The 24,074-nt window shown below is 60.4% G+C and carries 18 protein-coding genes; 5 read left to right on the top strand and 13 right to left on the bottom strand.

Annotated elements, in window-relative coordinates:
* Positions 1-4 precede the first annotated feature (4 nt).
* Together KL786_RS07850 and KL786_RS07845 are read left to right on the top strand one after the other, a co-directional pair.
* Complete coding sequence (locus tag KL786_RS07850) at positions 5-409, top strand: antitoxin Xre-like helix-turn-helix domain-containing protein (protein WP_215517241.1); 405 nt, start codon at positions 5-7, stop codon at positions 407-409.
* Positions 403-1,095: an RES family NAD+ phosphorylase gene (locus tag KL786_RS07845; RefSeq protein WP_032862509.1), complete on the top strand. Its 693-nt coding sequence runs from the start codon at positions 403-405 to the stop codon at positions 1,093-1,095. The genes KL786_RS07850 and KL786_RS07845 overlap by 7 nt, the downstream gene beginning before the upstream one ends.
* Before the next feature lie 10 nt (positions 1,096-1,105).
* On the opposite strand, the gene lldD is transcribed toward KL786_RS07845, so the two are convergent.
* Entirely contained in the window at positions 1,106-2,248 is a 1,143-nt protein-coding gene (gene lldD / locus KL786_RS07840; protein WP_215517240.1) for an FMN-dependent L-lactate dehydrogenase LldD, read from the bottom strand.
* Positions 2,249-2,356: 108 nt separating this feature from the next.
* On the opposite strand from lldD, the gene KL786_RS07835 reads away from it, so the two are divergent.
* Entirely contained in the window at positions 2,357-3,247 is an 891-nt protein-coding gene (locus tag KL786_RS07835; RefSeq protein WP_215517239.1) for a LysR family transcriptional regulator, read from the top strand.
* Positions 3,248-3,258: 11 nt separating this feature from the next.
* On the opposite strand, the gene KL786_RS07830 is transcribed toward KL786_RS07835, so the two are convergent.
* The 3 genes from KL786_RS07830 to KL786_RS07820 form a co-directional block, all read right to left on the bottom strand.
* Positions 3,259-5,628 (bottom strand): TonB-dependent siderophore receptor, encoded by a 2,370-nt coding sequence (locus tag KL786_RS07830; RefSeq protein ID WP_215517238.1) that lies wholly within the window; start codon positions 5,626-5,628, stop codon positions 3,259-3,261.
* A gap of 80 nt (positions 5,629-5,708) precedes the next feature.
* Complete coding sequence (locus KL786_RS07825) at positions 5,709-6,677, bottom strand: FecR domain-containing protein (protein WP_215517237.1); 969 nt, start codon at positions 6,675-6,677, stop codon at positions 5,709-5,711.
* A 3-nt stretch (positions 6,678-6,680) separates the two neighbouring features.
* Positions 6,681-7,205 (bottom strand): sigma-70 family RNA polymerase sigma factor, encoded by a 525-nt coding sequence (locus KL786_RS07820; protein WP_215517236.1) that lies wholly within the window; start codon positions 7,203-7,205, stop codon positions 6,681-6,683.
* Positions 7,206-7,510: 305 nt separating this feature from the next.
* Here KL786_RS07820 and nadA point away from each other — a divergent pair, with 305 nt between their 5' ends.
* A complete protein-coding gene (gene nadA / locus KL786_RS07815; protein WP_065944006.1) occupies positions 7,511-8,569 on the top strand; it encodes a quinolinate synthase NadA in 1,059 nt (352 codons plus the stop codon).
* Positions 8,570-8,705: 136 nt separating this feature from the next.
* On the opposite strand, the gene KL786_RS07810 is transcribed toward nadA, so the two are convergent.
* From KL786_RS07810 to gcvH, 6 genes are all read right to left on the bottom strand, one after another.
* Positions 8,706-9,194: an RDD family protein gene (locus KL786_RS07810; RefSeq protein ID WP_032862512.1), complete on the bottom strand. Its 489-nt coding sequence runs from the start codon at positions 9,192-9,194 to the stop codon at positions 8,706-8,708.
* 96 nt (positions 9,195-9,290) lie between these two features.
* A complete protein-coding gene (locus KL786_RS07805; protein WP_027902257.1) occupies positions 9,291-9,503 on the bottom strand; it encodes a cold-shock protein in 213 nt (70 codons plus the stop codon).
* A gap of 389 nt (positions 9,504-9,892) precedes the next feature.
* Positions 9,893-11,017: a glycine cleavage system aminomethyltransferase GcvT gene (gene gcvT, locus KL786_RS07800; protein WP_215517235.1), complete on the bottom strand. Its 1,125-nt coding sequence runs from the start codon at positions 11,015-11,017 to the stop codon at positions 9,893-9,895.
* A gap of 40 nt (positions 11,018-11,057) precedes the next feature.
* Positions 11,058-12,434 carry an L-serine ammonia-lyase gene (locus KL786_RS07795; RefSeq protein WP_215517234.1) on the bottom strand — a complete coding sequence of 459 codons (1,377 nt, stop codon included), beginning with the start codon at positions 12,432-12,434 and terminating at the stop codon, positions 11,058-11,060.
* Between the two features lie 163 nt (positions 12,435-12,597).
* Positions 12,598-15,447, bottom strand: a complete 2,850-nt coding sequence (gene gcvP / locus KL786_RS07790) for an aminomethyl-transferring glycine dehydrogenase (protein WP_215517233.1) — start codon at positions 15,445-15,447, stop codon at positions 12,598-12,600.
* 10 nt (positions 15,448-15,457) lie between these two features.
* Positions 15,458-15,841: a glycine cleavage system protein GcvH gene (gene gcvH / locus KL786_RS07785; RefSeq protein ID WP_154842460.1), complete on the bottom strand. Its 384-nt coding sequence runs from the start codon at positions 15,839-15,841 to the stop codon at positions 15,458-15,460.
* Positions 15,842-16,194: 353 nt separating this feature from the next.
* Here gcvH and KL786_RS07780 point away from each other — a divergent pair, with 353 nt between their 5' ends.
* A complete protein-coding gene (locus KL786_RS07780; RefSeq protein ID WP_215517232.1) occupies positions 16,195-20,877 on the top strand; it encodes a dermonecrotic toxin domain-containing protein in 4,683 nt (1,560 codons plus the stop codon).
* 9 nt (positions 20,878-20,886) lie between these two features.
* Here the strand turns inward: KL786_RS07780 and gcsR are convergent, their stop codons facing one another.
* From gcsR to arcC, 3 genes are all read right to left on the bottom strand, one after another.
* Positions 20,887-22,395 carry a transcriptional regulator GcsR gene (gcsR, locus tag KL786_RS07775; RefSeq protein WP_215517231.1) on the bottom strand — a complete coding sequence of 503 codons (1,509 nt, stop codon included), beginning with the start codon at positions 22,393-22,395 and terminating at the stop codon, positions 20,887-20,889.
* 185 nt (positions 22,396-22,580) lie between these two features.
* A complete protein-coding gene (locus KL786_RS07770) occupies positions 22,581-22,943 on the bottom strand; it encodes a DUF5064 family protein (RefSeq protein ID WP_215517230.1) in 363 nt (120 codons plus the stop codon).
* A gap of 61 nt (positions 22,944-23,004) precedes the next feature.
* Positions 23,005-23,934, bottom strand: a complete 930-nt coding sequence (gene arcC, locus KL786_RS07765) for a carbamate kinase (protein ID WP_032862521.1) — start codon at positions 23,932-23,934, stop codon at positions 23,005-23,007.
* Positions 23,935-24,074 lie beyond the last annotated feature (140 nt).

Genomic DNA, 24,074 nt, shown 5'->3' with positions numbered 1-24,074 from the left:
AGCCATGAGCCTAGCCCTCCAAGCGCAACCCTTCACTCGGGAACAATGTGTCGCCGGACTACGGGCGGCCGTGAGCATCCTTGAGAAATGGCAGGCCAGCAGCGACCAGGCCTGCCGCATCCTGCGTATCTCGCGCAGTACCTACACCCGCGCCCGGCAGCGTGATGTTGCATGGTCCGTCAGCCTGGACTTCGATCAGATGCAGCGCATCAGCTTCGTGCTCAATATCCACGCCACGCTGCGCATGGTGTTCGATAACCCCGAGAACGTGTATGGCTTCCCCGCAATGGCCAACGACAACAGCTTCTTCAACGGGCGCTCGCCCCTGGAGATCATGGCTCAGGGCGATATGATTTCGCTGTACGAAACCTTCCGCCGCATCGATGTGCTGCGTGGCGCGCAATGGTGACGCTGAACCAGTTGGGTGAGTTGCCGGGGGGCCAGTTGCAGGCCTATCGCCTAGTCAATTCAAAATTCCCGCCGATTGCATTGTTTGATGATGTGGCGGATGCCGACGAGTTTGAGGCGCTCTATCAGATCCAGGCTCTGACCAACCCGCGACTGGGCAATGAGGTCGGCCGGATCGAGCTGATACCCCGTAGGGAAATCCCGTTCGGGATTGTGGGATGTTCCTACGCAATTGCGCCGTTCACCCACGTCAATCCGGCCGGCTCGCGTTTCAGTGCTGGTGATTTTGGCGTCCTGTACCTGGCTGCGACGATAGAAACGGCACTGGCAGAGGTGCGTCATCACCAGAACCAGTATTGGTCCGGGGTCCATGGCCTGAACTATGAGCGTTTTGTCTTTCGCGGGCTGTCGTGCACCTTTGCCGGTGATTCGATGAAGGATGCGACGTCGGTGCCGATCAGCGACCCGATCTACGATCCCGACGACTACAACGACTCCCATCGTTTGGGTAGCGCACTGAAGAAGGCCGGCTGCCCGGGCCTTCGTTATCTGTCAGTGCGTGCAGAGGGCAACCACTGTTGGGCGTTGCTGACACCCAGGCCGGTGTCGTCGATTGTCCAGGCCTCTCATTACGAGATGGTCTGGAATGGGCAGATCACCAGTGTCAGCAAGATCAGCGAAGCCTGACGCTGGCGGGTCAGATCTGCCCGCGCACCAGGATTGACTCATCGATCTGCGCAATCGAGGTAACCCCGGTCAGGGTCATGGCCACGCGCATTTCCTTGGCAAAGATATCCAGCAGGTTTTCCACGCCACGCTGCCCATCCGCGGCCAGGGCGTAGGCGGGGGCGCGCCCCAGTAACACCCCACGGGCGCCGAGGGCGAGCATGCGCACCACGTCCAACCCGGAACGAACCCCCGAGTCCACCAGCACCGTGAGATCACTGCCAACCGCCTGGGCGATCTCAGGCAGCGCCTTGGCGGTGGACAGCACGCCATCGAGTTGGCGGCCGCCGTGGTTGGACACGACGATGCCGTCAGCGCCGAAGCTCACGGCATCCTTGGCATCCTGTGGGTCGAGGATGCCCTTGATGATCATTGGGCCCTTCCAGAACTCACGGATCCATTCCAGGTCTTTCCAGCTGATGGAGGGGTCGAAGTTGGTGGCCAGCCAGCCAATGTAATCTTCAAGGTGGGTCGGTTTGCCCAGGTATTTGGAGATGTTGCCCAAGTCATGAGGGCGGCCCATCAGCCCTACATCAAACGCCCAGGCCGGTTTGGTCACGGCTTGCAACATGCGTCGCTGGGCGGCGTACGGGCCCGACATCCCGGAGTGAGCATCACGGTAGCGGGCGCCGGGGGTTGGCATGTCGACGGTGAAGACCAGGGTTTTCACCCCGGCGGCTTGCGCGCGCTCCAGGGCGTTTTTCATGAAGCCGCGGTCTTTCAACACATAGAGTTGAAACCAGATCGACTGCGCGGTCTGCGACGCCACTTCCTCGATCGGGCAAACGGAAACGGTCGACAGGCAAAAAGGGATGCCTTTATTGGTCGCCGCGTTGGCCACCTGGACTTCCCCGCGTCGGGCAAACATGCCGGTCAGGCCCACCGGGCTCATGACCACCGGCATCGCCAGCGGTTGGTCGAACAAGGTGGTTTCCAGGCTCAGGCTCTCGACGTTACGCAGCACACGCTGGCGCAGGCTGATGTCTGCCAGGTCCGAACTGTTGGCCTTGAGGGTGTGCTCGGCGTACGCGCCACCGTCAATGTAGTCGAACAGGAAGCGCGGCAGTTTGCGGCGTGCGGCTTCGCGGTAATCCGATGCGGACGAAATGATCATGAACAGTGAGGCCCCGGAATAAAGAAAACGGTGGGTGGAGGATAGCCAAAGGCTTTTCATGGTAAAAACAACTTTTACAACTTCATTCAAGTCGCAAATGGAATAGTCATGAACCTGCGAACGCTGCGAGCCTTTGTCGAAGTGGTGCGCCAAGGCAGTTTCTCACAAGCGGCCGAGATGGTTTCGCTCACGCAATCGAGTGTCAGCAAAGCGGTCAAGACGCTGGAAGAGGAGTTGGGCACGCCGTTGTTCAGCCGTATCGGCCATAAGAGCGAACTGACAGCCGCCGGTGAGATTGCCTACCGCCGCGCCTTGGTGTTGCTCGCCGAACGCAACGACCTGGTGGCCGAGATTAATGACCTACTGGGGCTCAAGCGTGGCGTGTTGCGCATCGGCTTGCCGCCAGTGGGCAGTGGTGAATTGTTTGCCGCGATGTTTGCGGTGTATCGCCAGCGTTACCCGCAGATCGAGATCGAGCTGATCGAGCATGGCAGCAAGAAGCTGGGCGAGTGCCTGCAAGCGGGGGAGGTGGACGTGGCTGCCCTGCTGGTGCCGGTGGAGGGTGAGTTTGAGTATCAGGACGTGCGGGTCGAGCCGTTGATGGTTGTCCTGCCCAGCAGCCATCCATTGGCGGGACGCAAGAGTGTGGATTTTTCCGACTTGTCCGACTCACCCTTCATACTGTTCGAGGCCGGGTTTGCCCTGAACCGCATCATTCTTTCCGCCTGCGAGCGCCGGGGCGTCTCGCCGAAGGTTTCGGTGCGCAGCGCCCAGATCGACTTTATCGTCGACCTGGTCGGCGCGGGCCTGGGTGTTGCCTTCCTGCCGCGCATGCTGGCCTACAAGCACCTGCATGCCGGCATTGCGTTGATTGCGTTGGATGAGCCCCAGACTGACTGGCATATAGCCCTGACCTGGCGGCGTAATGCTCACTTGCCGCCAGCAGCACGAGCCTGGCTGGATCTGGCGACCGAGATGGGTAACGTTCCTTCCCACTAGCCAGGCCTGGTTCAGAAGTTGTACTTGAGGCTGGTCATGAAGTTTCGTGGTGCGCCATAGACCCCTTCCGAATACACCCGGGCATAGTACTCGCGGTCAAACACGTTGTTGAGGTTGACCGTCGCACTGAGGTTTTTCGAGATGTCGTAGCGGGCCATCAGGTTGGCGATGGCGTAGCTGCCCTGGTGGTAGTAGTGCAAGTCCTCGCCGGTCTTGGTCTGCCAGTTCACGCCACCGCCGACGGTGACCTTGTCGAGCATGCCTGGCAGGCGGTAGGAGGTGAAGGTCTTGAGCATATGGCGCGGCAGCGCAGTGACGATGCGCTTGTCATCGGCATCGGTGGTGACGCTGTAGGCATACCCGGCAGACGCCTGCCAGCCTTCACCCAGTTCGCCGTTCATTTCCAGTTCGACGCCTTGGGTCTTGGCGCTCTGTTCGATGCGATAAGCCTGGGTGTCGGATTGCCACACCGCCAGGTTGTCCTGCTCAAGCCTGAACAGGGCCAGGCTGGCGTTCAGTTGCTCATCGTAGAAGCTGCCCTTGATCCCGACTTCATAACCCTTGCCTTCCAGTGGTGGCAGCGCGCCGCGGTTGACGTCGCGCACATAGGAGGCTTGTGGGTTGAAGATCTTGGTGTAGCTGGCGTACAGCGACCAATTGTGGTCCAGGTCATAGACCACCCCGGTGTACGGGATGAACACGCCGGTTTCCCGTTCCTTGACCGAACTGGTGCCAGCGCCATACAGCAGGGTGTTGGTATCGCGCTTCCAGTCGGTCAGTCGTCCGCCGAGGATCACACTCAAATCGTCGGTCACATGCAGGCGCGACGTCAGGTAGGCGGCGTATTGTTTCTCGCGGATGCTGCCTTTACCGACCACCGGGGTGGCGGGCTTGGGTGCGTCGCCGTTCCAGGCCTGGTAGTTCGGCACCTTGAAGCCATAATCCCAGAGCCAGTCGTTGTAGTTGGGCGTGTGCTCCTCGTAATCGGTGGCGGTGATGCCGGTGATCAACTCATGTTCACGCCCGAACGCGGAAAACGGGCCGGTGAAGTAGGCGTCGAGGCTGTCCTGGCGCGGCGTGCCTGACCAGCGCACCGGCAGCAGTGTGGCCCCGGAACCGGTGGCCTGGTCGAGACTGCCGATGGTGAACGAAAAGAACTCGTCGAACTTGTTCTCGGTGTGACCGTATTCGATCTTGCCGCTCCAGCCGTTATCGAACTGGTGCTCGATGGAGGTGAAGTAGTTGGTCTGGTCATGGTCGTTATACGACCAGTTCGGCGCACTGTTGAGGGAGCGCTTCATGTGGGTTTTCTGACCATCGCTGAACAGCGTCTGGTAGCCGCCGCGCAGGGGCGCATCCACTTGCGTTTTCTGGTAACTGAAGCCGGCAGTCAGCAGAGTGGCGTCGCTGAGGTCGAACTCGGTAATGCCGTAGATCAGTTGCGAATCCTGCTTGAAGCGATCGACCCAGGCCTGCTCGGTCTTGTAGTCCAGCACTAGGCGCCCGCGGATGTTACCGGTCTCGGTCAACGGCCCCGAGACGTCAACGCCGGTGCCGTAGCGGTCCCAACTACCGGCTTCGGCAGTGATGCTGGCCTGGGCCTCGGCCGTGGGGCGTTTGCGGATCAGGTTGATCGTCGCCGAAGGGTTGCCCATGCCACTGATCAGGCCGGTGGCACCGCGCACGATTTCCACACGGTCGTACATGGCCGTGCTCTGGGTGTAGTTATCCATGCGAGTCGAGGTGGGGACGCCGTCGATCTCGAAGTTCTGGATCTGGAAACCGCGGGACCAGTAGCTGTCATTCTCAGTGCCCAGGCCTGCGCGGGTCACGGCAATCCCGGGGCTGGCTTCCAGGACATCGGTGAGGTTGTTGAGTTTCTGGTCATCCAGGCGCTGGCGGGTGATCACCGTGACCGATTGCGGGGTTTCTTTTTGGGTCAGGTTGAGCCGGGTGGAACTGCTGGAAGAATAGGCGGTATAGGAGCCATTGCCTTCACTGGTGGACCCCGGCGCCTTGCCGGAAATGGTGGTGCTACTCAACTCCAGGGCGGTGGAGGAGGCCGGTGCCGCCTGCAACTGATAACGCCCTTCACCTACGGGTACGGCGATCAAACCGGTATTGCTCAGCAGCAACTGCAACGCCTGGTCGACGGAAAAAGTGCCGTTGATGGCCTGGCTGATTTTACCTGCGGTCAGTGCGGCGTCGCCTGCAAGAGAAATCCCGGCCTGGAGCGAGAGCTGGTTCATTTGGCTGGCCAGTGGCCCGGCGGCGATCTGGTAATGCTGCGCCTCGGCCCAGGCGGCAGGACTGAGGCTGGTCAGGGCGATTGCCACCGAGTAGGCAAATGCTGGCAAGGGCGCAAGGGCGCGTAGTGACATCGGGGGATCCTTTTAGAGAGGCATGGTCACTAGCTAAATCGAATGAGAATGAAAATCAGGAAGGGCCGGCGAAAAAATACCTAGCGCGGTTTCACCGTGGTCCACCCGGGGAAGGTCTGTTCAACACGGATCGGTAATACGCCGGCGAGCATTGCCAGGGCCTGATCGGTGTCGCGCAGCGGGAACGTGCCCATGACCCGCAGGTGGGCAACCTCAGGATCGACCCCCAGATGCCCACGGCGATAGGCGGCCAGCTCCTCGATAAACTGGGAAAGGCTCATATCCTCGGCCAACAACACGCCTTTGCTCCACGCCTCACGTCCGGCCAGTGCCGGTTCAGAGGCACTGACGCTCTGCTGGTCGAAGGACAGGCGCTCGCCGGCCTTGGCCACGCGGGTGTGGTGGGTGGCGCTGCACCGAACCTGTACCGCCCCCTCATAGACATTGAGCTGGGTGCGTGCAGCCCGTTCACGTACGCTGAATCGAGTCCCCAGCGGCGTGAGGTTGCCTTGGGCGGTGTGCACTACAAATGGGCGAGGGTCGGGGCCGGTGGCGATCAACACTTCACCTGCGTACAGGCGCAGGCTGCGTTGCGAGGGGCCAAGGTCAAGGTCCAGCGCCGTGGCGCTGTTGAGCCAGATCCGCGAGCCATCGGCCAGGGTGCGTTCGAGGATGTCCCCGGTGCCAGTGCGATAACCCGCCTGCCAGGCCAACAGTTGCTCGGTCAGCGCATCGTGGCGCCAGGCCAGCCCGCCCAGCAGCAACCCACCGCTGATGACTGACAAGGTGCGCAATACCTGGCGTCGGGAGCTTGGGGTGTGATGCAGGGCCTGCAAGGTTTGGCTGACGGTGTCGATATCGCCCTGCAACGGCGCAAAGCGCTGGCTGACGCGTTCCACATAACGCCAGGCCTGGCGATGGCTATCACTTTGCGCCAGCCACTGTTGCCAGGCGTGTTGTTGCGCGAGGTCATGGGGCTCGCTGCTCAGGCGGGCAAACCAGTCGGCGGCCTCTTGCAGGGTTTGGTGGTCAGGTGTCGGGGCAGGCATCTGTCAACTCAACGCCTCGTCCAGTTCTGCTTCCAGCAGCAGGCACTGAAACATGGCCTTGGACATGTAATGGGTGACCGTCCGTGGGCTGACGCCCAAGTGTGCGGCAATGGCCTGGTAACTCATGCCTTGCAGTTGCGCGAGCATAAAGGCCTCGGCAACGTTGGGCGGTAGGCGTTCAAGCATGGCCTGCACCTGTTGCAGGGCTTCAAGCACCATGGCCCGGTGTTCTTCCGAGGGCATGCAGTGCTCGGGCCGACTGGCCAGTACTTCCAGCCAGGCGCGTTCGACTCGCTGGCGCCGCCAGAAGTCTACGCAGACATGCCGTGAGATCGCACTCAGATAGGCCCGTGCATGGCCTTCGCTGTTGAACGCCTTGGGTTTGCTCAACAGCCGCACGAACACATCATGGGCCAACTCAGCAGCGTCGCTGCTATTGCCCAGTTTCTTGTGCAGCCAGGCGCGCACCCAGCCGTGATGCTCTTGATAGAGCCAGCCGACATTGGAAGGATCGGGAGATTGAGGCATGCCGCGAGCGCACTCCGTCATCAGGTTCGGTGCCTGGATGAGCTAATGGTAATTATTCTCAATACTACCCTTTGTCGAGGTTTCTTCACAACTGGCACTGCGCAACCCTGGTGGATCTTTTTGCGGCGGGTTCACAGTCGCTGGAATCCCATTTTAGGCTTTTGAATCCAATCGATATTCTGTAGCCTTGCGCAGCTTCACCCGTGCTTGATGAACACAATCACTTCGTCCGGCGGCGCCCGAAGGGCTCCAGAGCCGGTGGTACACTCGACTTTCGCGCAACTGCGCCTGCAGGTCTTGCGAACATGACGCAAATTTCCGAACGCCTTCTGGTCCAAGCCCACCTCGATGCCAAGCAACCCAAGGTGCTCAGTGCCGAGGAAGAGGCAAGCTTACGTTCTGCCATCGCTGCCGAGCTCAAGGCTCAAGATGCGGTGCTGGTGGCGCATTTCTACTGCGACCCGGTGATTCAGGCCCTGGCCGAAGAAACCGGTGGCTGTGTTTCCGACTCCCTGGAAATGGCCCGCTTCGGCGCCGCACACCCGGCCAAGACCGTGCTGGTCGCCGGCGTGCGCTTCATGGGCGAGACGGCGAAAATCCTCACCCCCGAAAAACGTATCCTGATGCCAACCCTGGAAGCCACGTGCTCCCTGGACCTGGGTTGCCCGGTGGAAGAGTTTTCGGCGTTCTGCGACCAGCATCCGGAGCGCACCGTGGTGGTCTACGCCAACACTTCGGCGGCGGTCAAAGCGCGCGCGGATTGGGTGGTGACTTCCAGTTGCGCCCTGGAAATCGTCGAAAGCCTGATGGATAACGGCGAAACCATTATCTGGGGCCCGGACAAGCACCTGGGTACCTATATCCAGCGTCAGACCGGTGCCGATATGCTGCTGTGGGACGGTGCTTGCATCGTCCACGAAGAGTTCAAGTCCAAGCAATTGGAAGACATGAAGGCGCTGTACCCGGATGCAGCGATCCTGGTGCACCCGGAATCACCGACCTCGGTGATCGAGTTGGCCGATGCCGTGGGCTCCACCAGCCAGTTGATTGCGGCGGCGCAGCGTTTGCCGAACAAGACGTTTATCGTCGCCACTGACCGCGGCATTTTCTACAAGATGCAGCAGCTGTGCCCGGACAAGGTCTTTGTCGAGGCGCCAACCGCCGGTAACGGCGCGGCATGCCGCAGTTGCGCGCACTGCCCGTGGATGGCGATGAATACCCTGGAGCGCACGTTGCAATGCCTGCGTGAAGGCAGCAACGAGATCTTCGTCGAGCCTTCGCTGATTCCCCATGCGGTACGCCCGCTCAAGCGCATGCTGGACTTTACCCAGGCGGCCCGCCTGAAGTTGGCCGGCAACGCCTGATTCACGGCTGATGCAGTAAAAAATGTGGGAGCGGGCTTGCTCGCGAAAGCAGTGGGTCAGTCAACATCAATGTTTGCTGGGCCGACGTCTTCGCGAGCAAGCCCGCTCCCACATTTAGATCTCCATTGTTCTGGTGCTATTTCTTTTTCTTCGGGATTCGCACCAATTGCGTGTCCGAATAGATGTCATGCCAGGCGCGTTTTTTCTTGTCCACCAGCGACCAGATAAACCCCAGCCCCGCGCACAACCACGACGCAATCGACACCACAAAACGCAACAGCGCCTGCCACAGGCTGATGCGTGAACCATCCGTGTTCTGCACGCGAACGCCCCATACCTGCATGCCCAGGGTCTGCCCGGAATGGGTCCAGAACTTGGCGAAGAAGCCAAACAGCACAAAAAACAGAATCGTCGACAACAACGGATCACCGTCCAGGGCCCCGGACTCCGAGAGCGTGCGCATCTTCGCTTCACCCACAAAGGCGATCCACACCAGCTTGTAGAGCAAGGCGGTGACGATCAGCAGGGCGGTACACAACAGGAAGTCATAGAACATCGCTGCCAGACGACGGCCCAGGCCAACGGCGGGGAATTCGCCTTGGGGGCTCAGCAGGTGTTTCGACATGGCTCGGCTCTCTGGAGGAAAAAAGCCATTTTACGGTCAAACGCACATAAAAAAGCCCCTGATGTCAGCATCAGGGGCTTTTTGTCGCAGTAGGGATCAGGCTTCTGCTTGTACTTCGTCAGCCTGCATGCCTTTCTGGCCCTGCACTGCGACGAAGGTCACTTTCTGGCCTTCTTTCAGGCTCTTGAAGCCGTTGCCCTGGATGGCGCGGAAGTGTACGAACAGATCCGGACCGCTTTCAGGGGTGATAAAACCAAAACCTTTCTCGTCGTTAAACCACTTGACGGTACCGCTCTGACGTTCAGCCATTTTCTTCTTTCCTTTGACGCTAAAAATTGATGACAGTCCCTTTCACACGAAAGAGTACTGGGCTGGGTTGCAGGAAAGTAAGAGACATCGAACGGGTTGTAGCTAACTTTGGCTACTGCCCAGGTCCAGGTTCAAAGCGACCCATGCAAACACAGTGGGCAAACTCTACGACAACTAAGGCAGAAAAAACAAGCCCTCTAAAAGCCCTGTATTTACGGGTCATGATGACAATTCGATCACTATTGCCGAAGTGTCTTATTCGATAGTGTGAGTCACTTGTTATAGGTTAATCGACATAACATTGACTATCGTCAGCGCACTGTTTTATGGCGGTTGTGTTACACATTAGTGCAAGTGAACACAACCGCGTTACTTATAGGAACAGTCAATCAGCCACGGTAGTAACGTTGTGGCACGAATGGCATTTTACTTACACGAAGTGGCACCTTTTTCCCACGCACCAACGCAGAGACTTCGCTATCCAGTGCGGTAAAGGCCATGTCGAGGTAGCCCATGGCGAGCGGACCGCCGAGGCTTGGGCCAAAGCCGCCGCTGCAAACGGTGCCGATCACGGTGCCGTGTTCATCGACAATCTCTGCACCTTCGCGTACCGGCGTGCGTTCCTGTGGCAGCAGGCCAACGCGTTTGCGGCTGATACCGGTCTGCTGCTGGGTGAAGATCCGATCGGCGCCGGGGAAACCGCCGGCACGCGCACCGTCAGCGCGGCGGACCTTGGAAATGGCCCACAACAGACTGGCCTCAATCGGCGTGGTTTCGGTGTTCATATCGTGGCCATAGAGGCACAGGCCGGCTTCCAGGCGCAGGGAGTCGCGGGCGCCCAGGCCAATGGCTTCGACTTCGGTTTCGGCGAGCAGGCTGCGGGCCAGGCTTTCGGCACTGGCCGCGGGCACCGAGATTTCGAAACCGTCTTCGCCGGTATAGCCGGAACGGCTGACATAGCATTCCACCCCCAGCAGGCGCAGGGGCGTGAACTGCATAAAGGTCATCTTGGTCACTTCCGGTGCCAGGCGCGCCAAGACCTTCACCGCTGCCGGGCCTTGCAGGGCCAGCAGGGCACGTTCCTCAAACAGCGGCTCGATCTGGCATTGCTCGCCGATATGCTGGCGCAGGTGGGCCAGGTCCTGATCCTTGCAGGCGGCGTTGACCACCAGGAACAGTTCGTCGTTACCCAGGTTGGCAACCATCAAGTCATCGAGGATGCCGCCCTGTTCGTTGGTGAACATGGCGTAGCGCTGCATGCCCACGGGCAGGTCGATGATATCCACCGGCACCAGGGTTTCCAGGGCCTTGGCGGCATTGGCCCCGGTCAGGCGGATCTGGCCCATGTGCGACACATCGAACAACCCGGCCTGGTCACGGGTGTGCAAGTGCTCCTTCATCACGCCCAGCGGGTATTGCACCGGCATGTCATAGCCGGCGAACGGCACCATGCGCGCACCCAGTTCGAGGTGCAGGGCGTGCAGCGGGGTTTTCAACAGGGTTTCGGTGGACATATTCAGCTCCTGAAAAACGTGCTGGCGCGCTTAATAAGCGTCAGCACTCGATAATGTTGACGGCCAAACCGCCACGGGCGGTTTCCTTGTATTTGCTTTTCATGTCGGCGCCGGTCTGGCGCATGGTGCGGATCACCTTGTCGAGGGACACGAAGTGCTGCCCATCGCCGCGCAAGGCCATGCGCACCGCATTGATCGCCTTCACCGAGCCCATGGCGTTGCGCTCGATGCAGGGCACCTGCACCAAGCCGCCAATCGGGTCGCAGGTCAGGCCGAGGTTATGTTCCATGCCGATCTCGGCGGCGTTCTCCACCTGGGAAACCGTGCCGCCCAGCACTTCGCACAAGGCTCCGGCGGCCATGGAGCAGGCCACGCCGACTTCACCCTGGCAGCCGACTTCGGCCCCGGAGATCGAGGCGTTTTCTTTGTAGAGGATGCCGATGGCAGCGGCGGTGAGCAGGAAACGCACCACGCCATCTTCATTGGCTCCGGGGATAAAGCGCATGTAGTAATGCAGCACTGCCGGGACGATCCCGGCTGCACCATTGGTAGGTGCCGTGACTACGCGCCCGCCGTTGGCGTTCTCTTCATTGACCGCCAGGGCATACAAGTTGACCCAGTCCAGCACCGACAGCGGATCGCGCAGGGCAGATTCCGGGTTCTTGCACAGTTGGCGATGCAGCGCAGCAGCGCGGCGCTTGACCTTCAAGCCCCCTGGCAAAATTCCTTCGTTGCGACAGCCTGCATCTACGCAATCTTGCATCACCTGCCAGATCTTCAGCAGGCCGCTGCGGGTCTCGGCTTCCGGGCGCCAGGCGCTTTCGTTGGTCAGCATCACCTGGCTGATGGACAGGCCGTAGGTGGTGCAATGGCCAAGCAAATCCTTGGCGTGCTTGAAGGGAAAGGTCAGGGGTGTGGCGTCTTCGACAATCCGGTCGGCGCCGGCAGCGTCTTCATCCACCACAAAACCGCCGCCGACCGAGTAGTACTCGCGGCTGCGGATCTGGATGCCGGCAGCGTCAAACGCACGGAAGATCATGCCGTTGGGGTGATAGGCGAGGGGTTTGCGAATCATCGCCAGGTGTTCTTTCTCGTTGAACGCAATGCTGTGTTCACCGAGCAGGTTCAAGCGCGCGTCGCTGCGCATCTGCGCCAGGCGTGCGGCCACGGTTTCAGTGTTCACGCTGTCTGGGTGTTCGCCCTCCAGGCCCAGCAACACGGCCTTGTCGCTGCCGTGGCCTTTGCCGGTGGCGCCCAGTGAGCCGTAGAGCTCCACCTTGACGCAGGTGGTGGTGTGCAGCAGGTCGTCACGCTTGAGGCCCTCGGCGAATCGGGCTGCGGCACGCATCGGGCCAACGGTGTGAGAGCTTGAGGGGCCGATGCCAATCTTGAACAGGTCGAACACGCTTAAAGACATGGTTGTTCTCCGGTTTCTTATTATGTGTCAGGTGGACTCGGTGAAACTGTGGGAGCGGGCTTGCTCGCGAAAGCGGTCTGTCAGTTGATACATTAGGTGACTGAACCACCGCATTCGCGAGCAAGCCCGCTCCCACATTTTTGACCGTATTCACTCAGTCAGATCAGGCGTAGCTCTCGATCGACGGGCACGCGCACACCAGGTTGCGATCGCCAAACACGTTGTCGACCCGGCCAACCGGCGGCCAGTACTTGCCTTCGATCAACGACGCTACCGGGTACACCGCCTGTTCGCGGCTGTACGGGTGGCTCCATTCGCCGACGATTTCAGCTGCCGTGTGCGGTGCGTTCTTCAGTGGGTTGTCATCCTTGTCCAACGTGCCGTTTTCCACTGCGCGGATCTCGAAGCGGATGGCGATCATGGCGTCGCAGAAACGGTCCAGTTCTTCCTTGGATTCACTTTCGGTCGGCTCGATCATCAAGGTGCCGGCGACCGGGAACGACATGGTCGGTGCATGGAACCCAAAGTCGATCAGGCGCTTGGCCACGTCATCGACGCTGATACCGCTGCTGTCCTTGAGCGGGCGCAGGTCGAGGATGCATTCGTGGGCCACCAGGCCGTTGCTGCCGGTGTACAGCACGGGGTAGTGTTCTTCCAGGCGACGGGAAATGTAGTTGGCATTGAGGATCGCCAACTGCGAAGCGCGCTTGAGGCCCGCGCCGCCCATCATGCTGATGTACATCCAGGTGATCGGCAAAATGCTCGCGCTGCCGAATGGTGCCGCGCACACCGCGCCTTCCTTGCGCTCCATGGCCGCATGGCCGGGCAGGAACGGCGTGAGGTGCGACTTGACGCCAATCGGGCCAACGCCCGGGCCGCCACCACCGTGGGGGATGCAGAAGGTCTTGTGCAGGTTCAGGTGGGACACGTCGCCGCCGAACTTGCCAGGGGCGCACAGGCCGACCATGGCGTTCATGTTGGCGCCGTCGATATACACCTGGCCGCCGTTGTCGTGGATGATCCCGCAGATTTCGCGGATGCCTTCCTCGAACACGCCGTGGGTCGACGGGTAGGTGATCATCAGCGCGGAGAGGTGTTCGCGATGCTCGATAGCCTTGGCGCGCAGGTCTTCAATGTCCACGTTGCCGCGGGCGTCGCACGCGGTGACGACCACGCGCATGCCGGCCATGTTGGCGGTGGCCGGGTTGGTACCGTGGGCCGACGATGGGATCAGGCAGATGTCGCGGCGTTCTTCGCCACGGCTCTGGTGATAGGCACGGATTGCCAGGAGGCCGGCGTATTCACCCTGGGAACCGGCGTTCGGTTGCAGGGAGATGGCGTCGTAGCCGGTGGCCGCGCAGAGCATGGCTTCCAGTTCGCTGGTCAGTTGCAGGTAGCCGGCGCTTTGTGCGGCCGGGGCGAACGGGTGCAGGGCGCCGAACTCGGCCCAGGTCACCGGGATCATTTCGCTGGCGGCGTTGAGCTTCATGGTGCACGAGCCCAGCGGGATCATGGTGCGGTCCAGTGCCAGGTCCTTGTCGGCCAGCTTGCGCAGGTAGCGCATCAGCTCGGTTTCCGAGTGATAACGGTTGAACACCGGGTGGCTGAGGATTGGCGACTGGCGCAGCAGCGTGGCGGGCAGGGTGCTGTCGACGCTGGCGGCGAGGGCGGCGAAGTCCGGCAGGGCTTTACCGCTGGCAAACACGCTCCACAGGGTTTCAATGTCGGCTTGGGTGGTGGTTTCGTCCACCGACAGGCCCAGGCGATCGGTATCCACAACACGCAGGTTGATGCGCACGGCGCGGGCCTTGTCGTGCAGGGCTGCGGTGTTGGCGCCGGTGTTGAGGGTGATGGTGTCGAAGAAGTTTTCCTGCTCGACCTTAAGACCCAAGGTAGTCAGGCCGTTGGCCAGGATCGCGGTCAACTGGTGCACGCGCTGGGCGATCTGGGTCAAGCCTTCAGGGCCGTGGTACACGGCGTACATGCTGGCGATGTTGGCCAGCAGCACTTGGGCGGTGCAGATGTTGCTGGTGGCCTTCTCGCGGCGGATATGCTGCTCGCGGGTCTGCATGGCCAGGCGCAGGGCCGGCTTGCCGAAACGGTCCACCGATACACCGACCAGACGGCCCGGCATATCGCGCTTGAACGCATCCTTGGTGGAGAAGTACGCCGCATGCGGGCCACCAAAACCCAGCGGCACGCCGAAGCGTTGGGCGCTGCCAATGGCCACGTCGGCACCGAACTCACCCGGTGGGGTCAGCAGGGTCAGGGCCAGCAGGTCGGCGGCCACCGCCACCAGGGCGTTGGCGGCGTGGAAGCGTTCGGTCAGTTCGCGGTAGTCAAAGACATCACCGTTGCTGGCCGGGTATTGCAGCAGGGCGCCGAAGAACGGGCTGACGTCGGTCAGCTCGCGCTCATCGCCCACCACCACATCGATGCCCAGTGGCTCGGCACGGGTGCGCAACACGTCGAGGGTTTGCGGGTGGCTGTGGATCGAGGCGAAGAATGCATTGCTGCTCTTGTTCTTGCTCAGGCGCTTGCAGAAGGTCATGGCTTCGGCAGCGGCGGTGGCTTCGTCGAGCAAGGAAGCGTTGGCGATTGGCAGGCCGGTGAGGTCGCTGATCAGGGTCTGGAAATTCAGCAGCGCTTCCAGGCGACCCTGGGAAATTTCTGGCTGGTACGGGGTATAGGCGGTGTACCAGGCCGGGTTTTCCAGGAGGTTGCGCAGGATCGGCGACGGCGTGTGGCAGTTGTAGTAACCCTGGCCGATATAGGTCTTGAACAGTTGGTTCTTGCCGGCGATGGCCTTGATCTTGGCCAGGGCATCCGCTTCACTCAAACCGTCGCTTGGGCCCAGCACCGCAGTGCCCTTGATGCTTTCCGGGATCACGCTGGCGCTCAAGGCTTCGAGGGAATCGAAGCCCAGGGTCGCGAGCATCTGCCGCTCATCGTCCTGGCGCGGGCCGATGTGACGGGCGATAAATTCGTTGGCGGTGCTCAAATTAACAGTCATGGCGCGCTCCTCAAGCTTGGGCGTTGGCTTTGATCAGGCGGTCGTACGCATCCTGATCCAACAGCTTAGCCACTGCGTCAGCATCGGCCGGTTTAAAGCGGAAGAACCAGCCAGCGCCCATTGGGTCTTCGTTGACCAGCTCCGGGCTGTCTTCCAGCGCGGGGTTCACTTCCAGGACTTCACCGTCCAAGGGCATGTACACGCCACTGGCGGCTTTTACCGACTCCACGGTGGACGCTTCAGCGCCCTTGTCGTAGGCCTGCAGCTCAGGCAGTTGTACGAAAACCACATCACCCAGCGCGTTTTGCGCGAACGCGGTGATACCCACGGTGACGCTACCGTCGGCTTCGGCGCGCAGCCATTCGTGATCTTCAGTAAAACGCAATTCGCTCATGGAAACTCCTCAGGGCCAGAATCGTCTGGTGGACGGGATTGGAATGAGAAAGTCCCTAGCAAAAACGCGGCCAATAAAACTTTATTGTTATAAATCAATCACATAGATTATTTCTATAAGTGTTTGATCAACACGTCTGTAGCGAAATCGCTACGGATCCACGGGAGAAAAAAGCCTATCTGGATCAAAGCCTTGCATAACGAAGGCGAATCATGGGTGTATTGAAATCGTTCCATTGTATCGATTTCACTACGGCCAGCTGTGGCTGTGTACGTATGCCAGGACATTTATGTAGCGCACGCTGCGGTAGAGGGCGGCTTATTTTGCCTTCATCGAACATTAGGACGTGCAGCATGAGCAATTCAACTGGGGCAATTCAGGGGACTTCACAGGTACAGGTTTCCCGCGACTATCTCAGGCGCCTGTTCACCCAGCGCCCGACGTTGATGCAGGTGGCCGAGTCCATGATCCAGGACTGGATCAACGATTGGTTCACGACCTCCCGCCTGCGGGCCAGTAGCACCTGGATTGGCGTGAGGCAGCCAATCCAGGCCGATGGTGCCCGTTATGCACAGCTCACGACCTTGAGTGACGCCTTGATCAAGCGCTGCATGAGCGGTGAGGTTCTCAATTATGTGGCAGGTCACCATTATGTGTTGGTCAGCTCGATAACCCATGGCCTCGTACCGCTTACCGATGTGGTATCAGTGGATGATATTGAGTTCATGCTCAACGCCCTGGCGCCCGAATTGCTCGATGGCTTTAACACAAGGCTATTGGCCTATTGGAACGCTCCTGTACCCGACGACCCCGTGTTGAGTCGTTGGGGCGCCGTGGGCAGGCAATTGCGCAAGTGCTTGCTCACGGCGCGGCAGAACCCACCGCTGACGGCAGAGGAAAGGACAAAGCTGCTGGGTCTGGGAGACGGGCCGCAGGAGCTATGGGCGCACAAGGTGGACCGCCAGGCGCTGGGTGGTGCTCACGTGCTGCGGATTTATCAAGTTTATGCCGGCCACGAGGGCCAGCCGGGCGAATGGCTGCCGCTGCTGGTCCTGCAGCGTCAGGTAGCACAGCAGCAGGTCAACCTGGTCTATGTTCCCGCGATGAGCGTGCTCAAGCTCAGCGTGCTGGACGAACTGGGCAATTTGCTGCCTCGCTACATGAGCAATTACACCCCTGGCCGGCTGGTCAAATGGGTACTCCGGGAGCCTCAAGGCGATGCCTTCGATGCGCAGGCCCAAGCCTTGCTGGAGAGACAGTTCAGGGCGCTGAAACGGGTCGACTGGTCGGCGCTGCCCGATGTCGACAGCTACAAGCGCCTGCTGCGCAAACTCACTGACCCCGAGGTCTGGTTCGATGCTGACTATGTCCAGCAGCCGCACGAAGAACAGTTGCCTATATGGTTACAGGTGGCCAGCCCCGCTGACCGGCAAACCTACGGCCAATGGCTTGAGCGCCTGGCACACCTGCAAAAACGTACGGGTGGTGCATCGTTCCTCGACGGCCTGGACCCGATTGACGTGTATGCCCGCAAAGCGCTGCAACGCCAGATGCGCCGGGATTACCCGCAAGAGGTGGCGATCAATCCGGATGATTACCTGCTGACATTTGAGCGTACCCAAGGTGCAACGGTAGGCTGGACGCAACGCAATGCAAATACCCTGACCTTATGGTCGTTGGAAAACCCCTTCGCCACCCCCTACGCCCGCGTGCAGATCAGCCATCAGGCCGCGCCGGGTCAGGTGCCTGCCGGGTGGATTAAACCGGCATATCTGAAAAAGCTCATCGAAAAAGTTGATGTGGGCAAGCATTACCCCGCGCTGCTCAAGCAGGCCTTGGTGTCGGACCCGGTTGAATCGGCGAGACGCCGTCGATTGTTTGTCGAACAGATGGCGCTCCAGTTACCGATGGGTGCCCTTGAGAACTGTCTGCGCCGGCGCAACGGGTTTACTCCCGCAGGCGCTGCGGTGGTGCAAGCCTTGCTGCACAAGGATCCGCTCAGGCGCACAGTCGGCAACCAGGTCATTATCGCCCGGCCCCTGGCGTTCCTGACGCATGCCGGCGGGGCTGCCCATAAAGCCAGCAACCTGTTTGTCATCGGTCCGCGGGATAACAGTGCGTTGCCCCATATCCTGTATCGACCCGATCAGGCCGAAAGTGCTCTGCAACAGTTCTCCAGTCGCCAGGCGCTGCTCGACGAGATCACCCGGACCGGCAGTGACTTACAGGCGCTGGTGCTTGAGCGCCTGACTGAAAGCAGCCGGGCACTGTTTGGCAACGGCGGGTTTCTAAGCCCCCATGTCCAGCGTTTTCTACAGGGCGATGAATACAGCGAGCAGCCCGCCGCCAGCCCGGCACTGCTCAGTGACGAGCCTGTACCGGGGGTGTTTCTTGAGGTGGTATTTGATGAGAACGCCAGGGGCCTGTGGCAGGTCGCGCAAAAACGTTCGATCTCTGACGAGGCACTGCGCTGGACGCTGTTCAAGAATAATCTCTGGCAGATCTTCAATGCCTTGCTGCCCATGCTCAGGGGGCTGGTGGCGGTGGCGGGATGGTTGTCCCAAGTGTATGGCAGTTTTCGCGCGGTGCTGGCGTTACCGGCCGGAGCCACCCAGGAGGACCGCGCCAATGTCCTGGCCGAGTTGCTCGGCAGCCTGGCGGGCCTGTTATTGAGCCCTGTCGTCAACCTTGATGAGCGCTTGCGGCTGAGTGAGACCAAGCCCCAGAGTATCAGCTCGATCGAAACGGCGCCGGCCAGGCATGTTCAGCAGACGCCATCGACCTTTGCCTGGCAGCGTTCACTGGCGGATGTGACGGGTATGGACTTTTCCTGGGCCAACTCACGGTTGCGGCTTGACCCGGCGCAGCAAGCACAGCTTGAGAGCTTTCGCTGGTCGCCTGGGCGTGGTGAGCAGTGGCCGGGAGCCCCCACCATCACCTCGCCAGACAGCCCCGTACGTGGCCGCGTCGCGGTGCGGCACGCCGACGGGACCGTCAGTCATGAGGACTACCTGTTGATTGACAGCCAGTTATATGGGGGCAAACAGGTTGACGGTCGTTGGCAGGTGGTAGATCTGAGATCCCCCCAGCGCTCAGGGCCCTGGCTCAGGAAGGATTCACACGGGGTCTGGAAAGTCGACCTGGGCCTGCAATTGCTGGGTGGGCATCCAAAGCTGTCGGCTGCCAGCCGCCGCGCCAACATCCAGCGCCAGAACCAGATGTTTGAACGTCATTATAAGGAGGCGACGGCGCGACTGGTGGAGGCCGAAAGTGAGGTGGCGGCCACCGAAGATCGTTTTAAAGAGGCGCATGGAACTGACCCGGAAAAGCTCTTTGATCAATCCCTGCAAGACCTGCGTGACCTTTATTTAATCGCGCTGGAGAAACAAAGCCGAGCACAGTTCGACAAGCTGGACGCCTTGATTGCAAAAAACGCCAACAAACCGGTGGAGCGGTTCGAGCCGGAAAAGATCCTGCAGTTGGAGGACCTTGTCGAAAACCTGCGGGTGCAAATGGCAATGCTGATTACAAAACGCTCGACCGAGGTGTTGCCCAGCGAGCGGCGCAGCCAGTTGAATGAGCAACTGGAGCATGACGATGTGGCCGTTGTGCAGGCTGCGCACCACGCGCTTGTCCAGGCTACGCAGACGATTATCGGCTACAACGAGAAGCTCATCGACTTGAGCATCCTGGAGCGAAACAACTATGCCAGGCTGGCCCAGGTGCCAGGCTATAGCTCACAGTCTGGAGCCTTGTCCCCGTCTACGCTTGGAACGCCGCTGGACTGGAAGTCCCTGCAGCTGAAGGCATTGGGCGGCGGGATCGTGCGCAGGCCGCCGCAGCCTGAGGAATATGACGATTTCATTCGAATCGGGACGTTGATCGATGAGGCGATCCAATCGGTCCATTCACAAAAAGACTTGCAGGAGGCCGACCCGTTGAGTGTGCAACAGCGCATCGACGGGTATGGCGCGATTCTGCTCGAATACGACAACACTCAGGCGTCCCTGCGTGAATATGGCGATATGGCGTCTGACCTGCTTTTTGAGGGCAGCATCGATCGCTTGAATCGCATGATCAACGCCCTGGAGCATGAAGCGCAAGGATCCCTGGCAGCGTTGCTGCGCGAGCGTGAGCGCACTCCCGCGCGTGCGCCGGGGCCTTCGCTGGCCTCCGGAAAGCGCTTGATCCGTGACCGCAAGAGCCGGTATCTGGTCGGTCAGGTTCGTGCCCGTACGCCGCAAGCGAGTGAGGACATTGTCGATGTCATCAACCCTGTCGATCAGAGTGTGGTGGCGAGCTTTCGACAGGCAACTGGCAGTGATGAGTACGAGGAAATCACCGAGGCCAGCACACCACCCGTGCGCCCGGTGCGCTCCCTGCAAAAACTCCAGGAAGATGCACGCAAGTTGTTGGATCGACAGTCTACGATCCTTGAGCAGGCCCGCAACGAAGCACGTGTTTCCAGTCTGCCCGTCAGCGTCGAGGTACGGCTGCTGCGGCATGCGGGAAAAATCGACGCGGTAGCTGATAGGATCCGCAAGGCCCAGGGGCCAGACAAAGCGCCTGAGGCACTGCCGCCGCTGCTCAAGGAGTTGTCACAGGCCTCCAGCCACCTGATAGCGCAAGGCCGGTTGATTCGTATCGAGATGGTCAAGCGCCTGGCGCCTGATGAAGAGGGGATTGCCTACCTCAAGAGCCAGAATGAGGTGCAAATCCTCGCGATAGAGGGGCGTATTGCGCTCAAGCGAGAGCATGATTTCCTGCAGGAATATGTGGTCAAGGACATGGTGGGCAAGGTATTGGCCTACGCCCATTTTCATTACCGCACGCGTGAGGCGCCCAGTACGGAATACAGTGCGGGTCATCTGAAAAAACCGGGGCAACGCTTTATGAGTTTTCGAAGCCTGGCCGACAAGACCGACAGTGACGTGATCGCTGTCTACTACTCACGGATCAGCGCCTCCATGGCCCAGCAGCTGTTTTTTCGCGCGAAAGAGGCCGTGATACAGCGTGGACGCCGGGTATTCTGGTGATGGCTGTGCCTACGGTTTGCCGGGGATGCCGTACTTGCGCAAACGATGGGCGATAGCGGTGTGGGACGTCTGTAGGCGATTGGCCAACTGGCGTGTCGAGGGATAACTGCTGTAGAGCTTTTCGAGCAGGCTGCGCTCAAAGTTCTCCACTGCCTGCTCCAGGCTGCCCACCTCACCGTCGCTCTGGCGGGCGACCGAGGTGCCGGCGATGTCCAGGTCGCCAATGTCCACCAGGTTGCTTTCGCAAATGGCGGCGGCGCGGAAGATCACGTTCTGCAACTGGCGCACGTTACCCGGCCAGCGGTTGCCCAACAGTGCCGGGTAGGTGCCCGGTGCCAGGCGGCAGACCGGGCGCTGGATCTGCGCGCAGGCCTGCTGCATGAAATAGCGGGCCAGCAGCAGGATGTCCTGGTCGCGCTCGCGCAGGGGCGGGACTTCGACATTCAGCACGTTGAGGCGGTAGAACAGGTCTTCACGGAAGGTACCTTCGCTGACCATTTTCTCCAGGTCGCGGTGGGTGGCGCTGAGGATGCGTACGTTGACCTTGATCTCACGGTCGCCGCCGACCCGGCGAAAGCTGCCGTCGTTGAGAAAACGCAGCAGCTTGGCCTGCAGGTACGGCGACATCTCGCCAATCTCATCGAGGAATACAGTGCCCTGGTTGGCCAGCTCCATCAGCCCCGGCTTGCCGCCGCGCTGGGCGCCGGTAAAGGCGCCGGGGGCGTAGCCGAACAACTCGCTTTCGGCGAGGTTTTCCGGCAGGGCCGCGCAGTTCAGCGCCAGGAAGGGTGAGCTGTGGCGCGCACTGATGGCATGGCAAGCGCGGGCCACAAGCTCCTTGCCGGTGCCGGTCTCGCCCTGGATCAACAGCGGGGCATCGAGGGCCGCCACCCGTAGCGCACGGGTCTTGAGGGTGCGGATCGCCGGGGATTCGCCCAGCAATGCATCGAAACCCTCGGCATGGTCATGGTGCAGTGCCGACAGCCGTTCGCCGATGCGGTTGGGCTGATACAAGGTCAACAGCGCGCCCGCATCGGTAATCGGCGTGGCGTCCAGCAGCAGGGTCTGGCCGTTGACGCTGATCTCCCGCAGGGGCAGGCGAAAGCCGTGTTCGAGCAGGGAGTCCAGCAGCGTTGGGCTGTCAAATAGTTCGGCGATGCTTTCCCCTGCGGGTTCGCGACCATAGAGGGCAATCAGTGCCGGGTTGGCCAGCAACACCTTGCCGGCGCTGTCCAGGGCCAGTACCGGGTCGGTCATGGCCGCCAACAGGGCGTCGAGTTGCAGGTGGCGGCGTTGGCCAGGAAGGATGTCGACCACCGTCACCGCTTGCACGCCGTGGACGCTGAACAGCGCGTCGCGCAACTCTTCCAGCACCTCGGCGCTGAGGGTCGGGGCGTCGATATAGACGTTGGGCGGCACCATCTCCACCGCATCCAGGTTGAGATTGCGCCCACCGAGCAAGGCCAGGACTTCCTGGGTAATGCCGACGCGGTCGATGAAGCTGACGTGGATACGCATGGGGCTGCTGACAGTTCTGGGGAACGAGAGGCGGCCAGTATGCCTGACAGGTGGTGGAGATCAAAAATGTGGGAGCTGGCTTGCCTGCGATGGCGGTGTGGCAGTCAGCACATTTGTTACTGATAGACCGCCATCGCAGGCAAGCCAGCTCCCACATTTGATCTGTCTTGGGAGTGGGACCGGGGTTATTCCAGGTGTTCGGGTTTGACCGGGTCACCCGATTTCATGCCCAACTGCTGCCTGACATCTTCGAACATCAGATCGTAATGCTTGTGTTGCGAACCGATGCTGCTGTGTGTCTTGGGAATGCCATATTTCTCGGCGATTTTGGTCACGTTGCTGGCAAAGTTGTAAGCCTGATCCTTGGGCAGGAAGAACGTTTCCTTCATGTCTTTGCCCTGAATGTTGCCATGCAGCGTGAACTGCATGCCTTTCCCTTCGTGTGTATCCGTGACGACCTCGTAGTCGAGGCACAGGTCGTAGCTGACGTCGTCTTTGTTCAGCGCATGGCGTTCGATATGCAAGTGACCGGGTTCAAAAATGGCCATAGGCGTCTCTCCTTTACAAGGCATTGGAGAAGGGCGGCAGCAAGCGCCGCCCGGTGTGTCGTTATAAGTAGGTGATACCAGGTTTTGCCGTGCTGATACGGGTGCCGGCGGTGCCCTGGACAATCGCTTCGATGTCCGAGAGTGAACCGATCACTGCGGTTTTGCCAGTCTGGCGGGCGAACTCACAGGCGGCCTGGACCTTGGGACCCATGGAGCCGGCGGCGAAGCCGAGTTTTTCCATTTCGTCCGGGTGCGCCTGGCCGATGGCTTTTTGCGTTGGCTTGCCAAAGTCGATAAACGCTGCATTCACGTCAGTGGCGATCACCAGCAAGTCGGCTTCCAGTTGCGAGGCCAGCAGCGACGAGCACAGGTCTTTATCGATCACCGCCTCAATGCCCTTGAGCTTGCCATCTTCGCCATACATGGTCGGGATCCCGCCGCCACCGGCGCAGATCACGATGCTGCTTTTTTCCAGCAGCCACTTGATCGGGCGAATTTCAAAGATGCGTTTGGGGCGCGGGCTGGCCACCACCCGGCGGTATTTATCGCCATCTGGAGCAATCGCCCAGCCTTTTTCGGCCGCCAGTTTTTCCGCTTCGGCCTTGGAGTACACCGGGCCGATCGGCTTGGTCGGGTTCTGGAATGCCGGGTCCTTGGCGTCCACTTCCACTTGGGTCAGCAGCGTGGCGAACGGCACCTCAAAGTCCAGCAGGTTGCCCAGTTCCTGTTCGATGATATAGCCGATCATGCCTTCGGTTTCGGCGCCCAGCACGTCCAGTGGATACGGTGAAACCTGGGTGTAGGCGGCGGCTTGCAGCGACAGCAGGCCGACTTGCGGGCCATTGCCGTGAGCGATCACCAACTCGTTGCCCGGATGGATCTTGGCAATCTGTTCGGTGGCGATCCGGATATTGGCGCGTTGGTTGTCCGCTGTCATGGGTTCACCACGGCGGAGCAGGGCGTTACCGCCCAGTGCAACGACGATACGCATAATGCAATCCTTCTAGAATTCTGCCTTGTGAACACTGGACCAAGTGTGGGAGCCGGCTTTGTGTAGGAGCCGGGCCTGCCCGCGATGGCATCACCTCAATATGTCTGGCAGACCGAGGTGACTGCATCGCAGGCAAGCCA

The sequence above is a fragment of the Pseudomonas sp. TAE6080 genome (genome assembly GCF_018732265.1).
In the GTDB taxonomy this organism is placed as follows: domain Bacteria; phylum Pseudomonadota; class Gammaproteobacteria; order Pseudomonadales; family Pseudomonadaceae; genus Aquipseudomonas; species Aquipseudomonas brenneri.
Note: the sequence above shows the minus strand (reverse complement) of the source record. Positions and strands in the feature narration are given on the sequence as shown.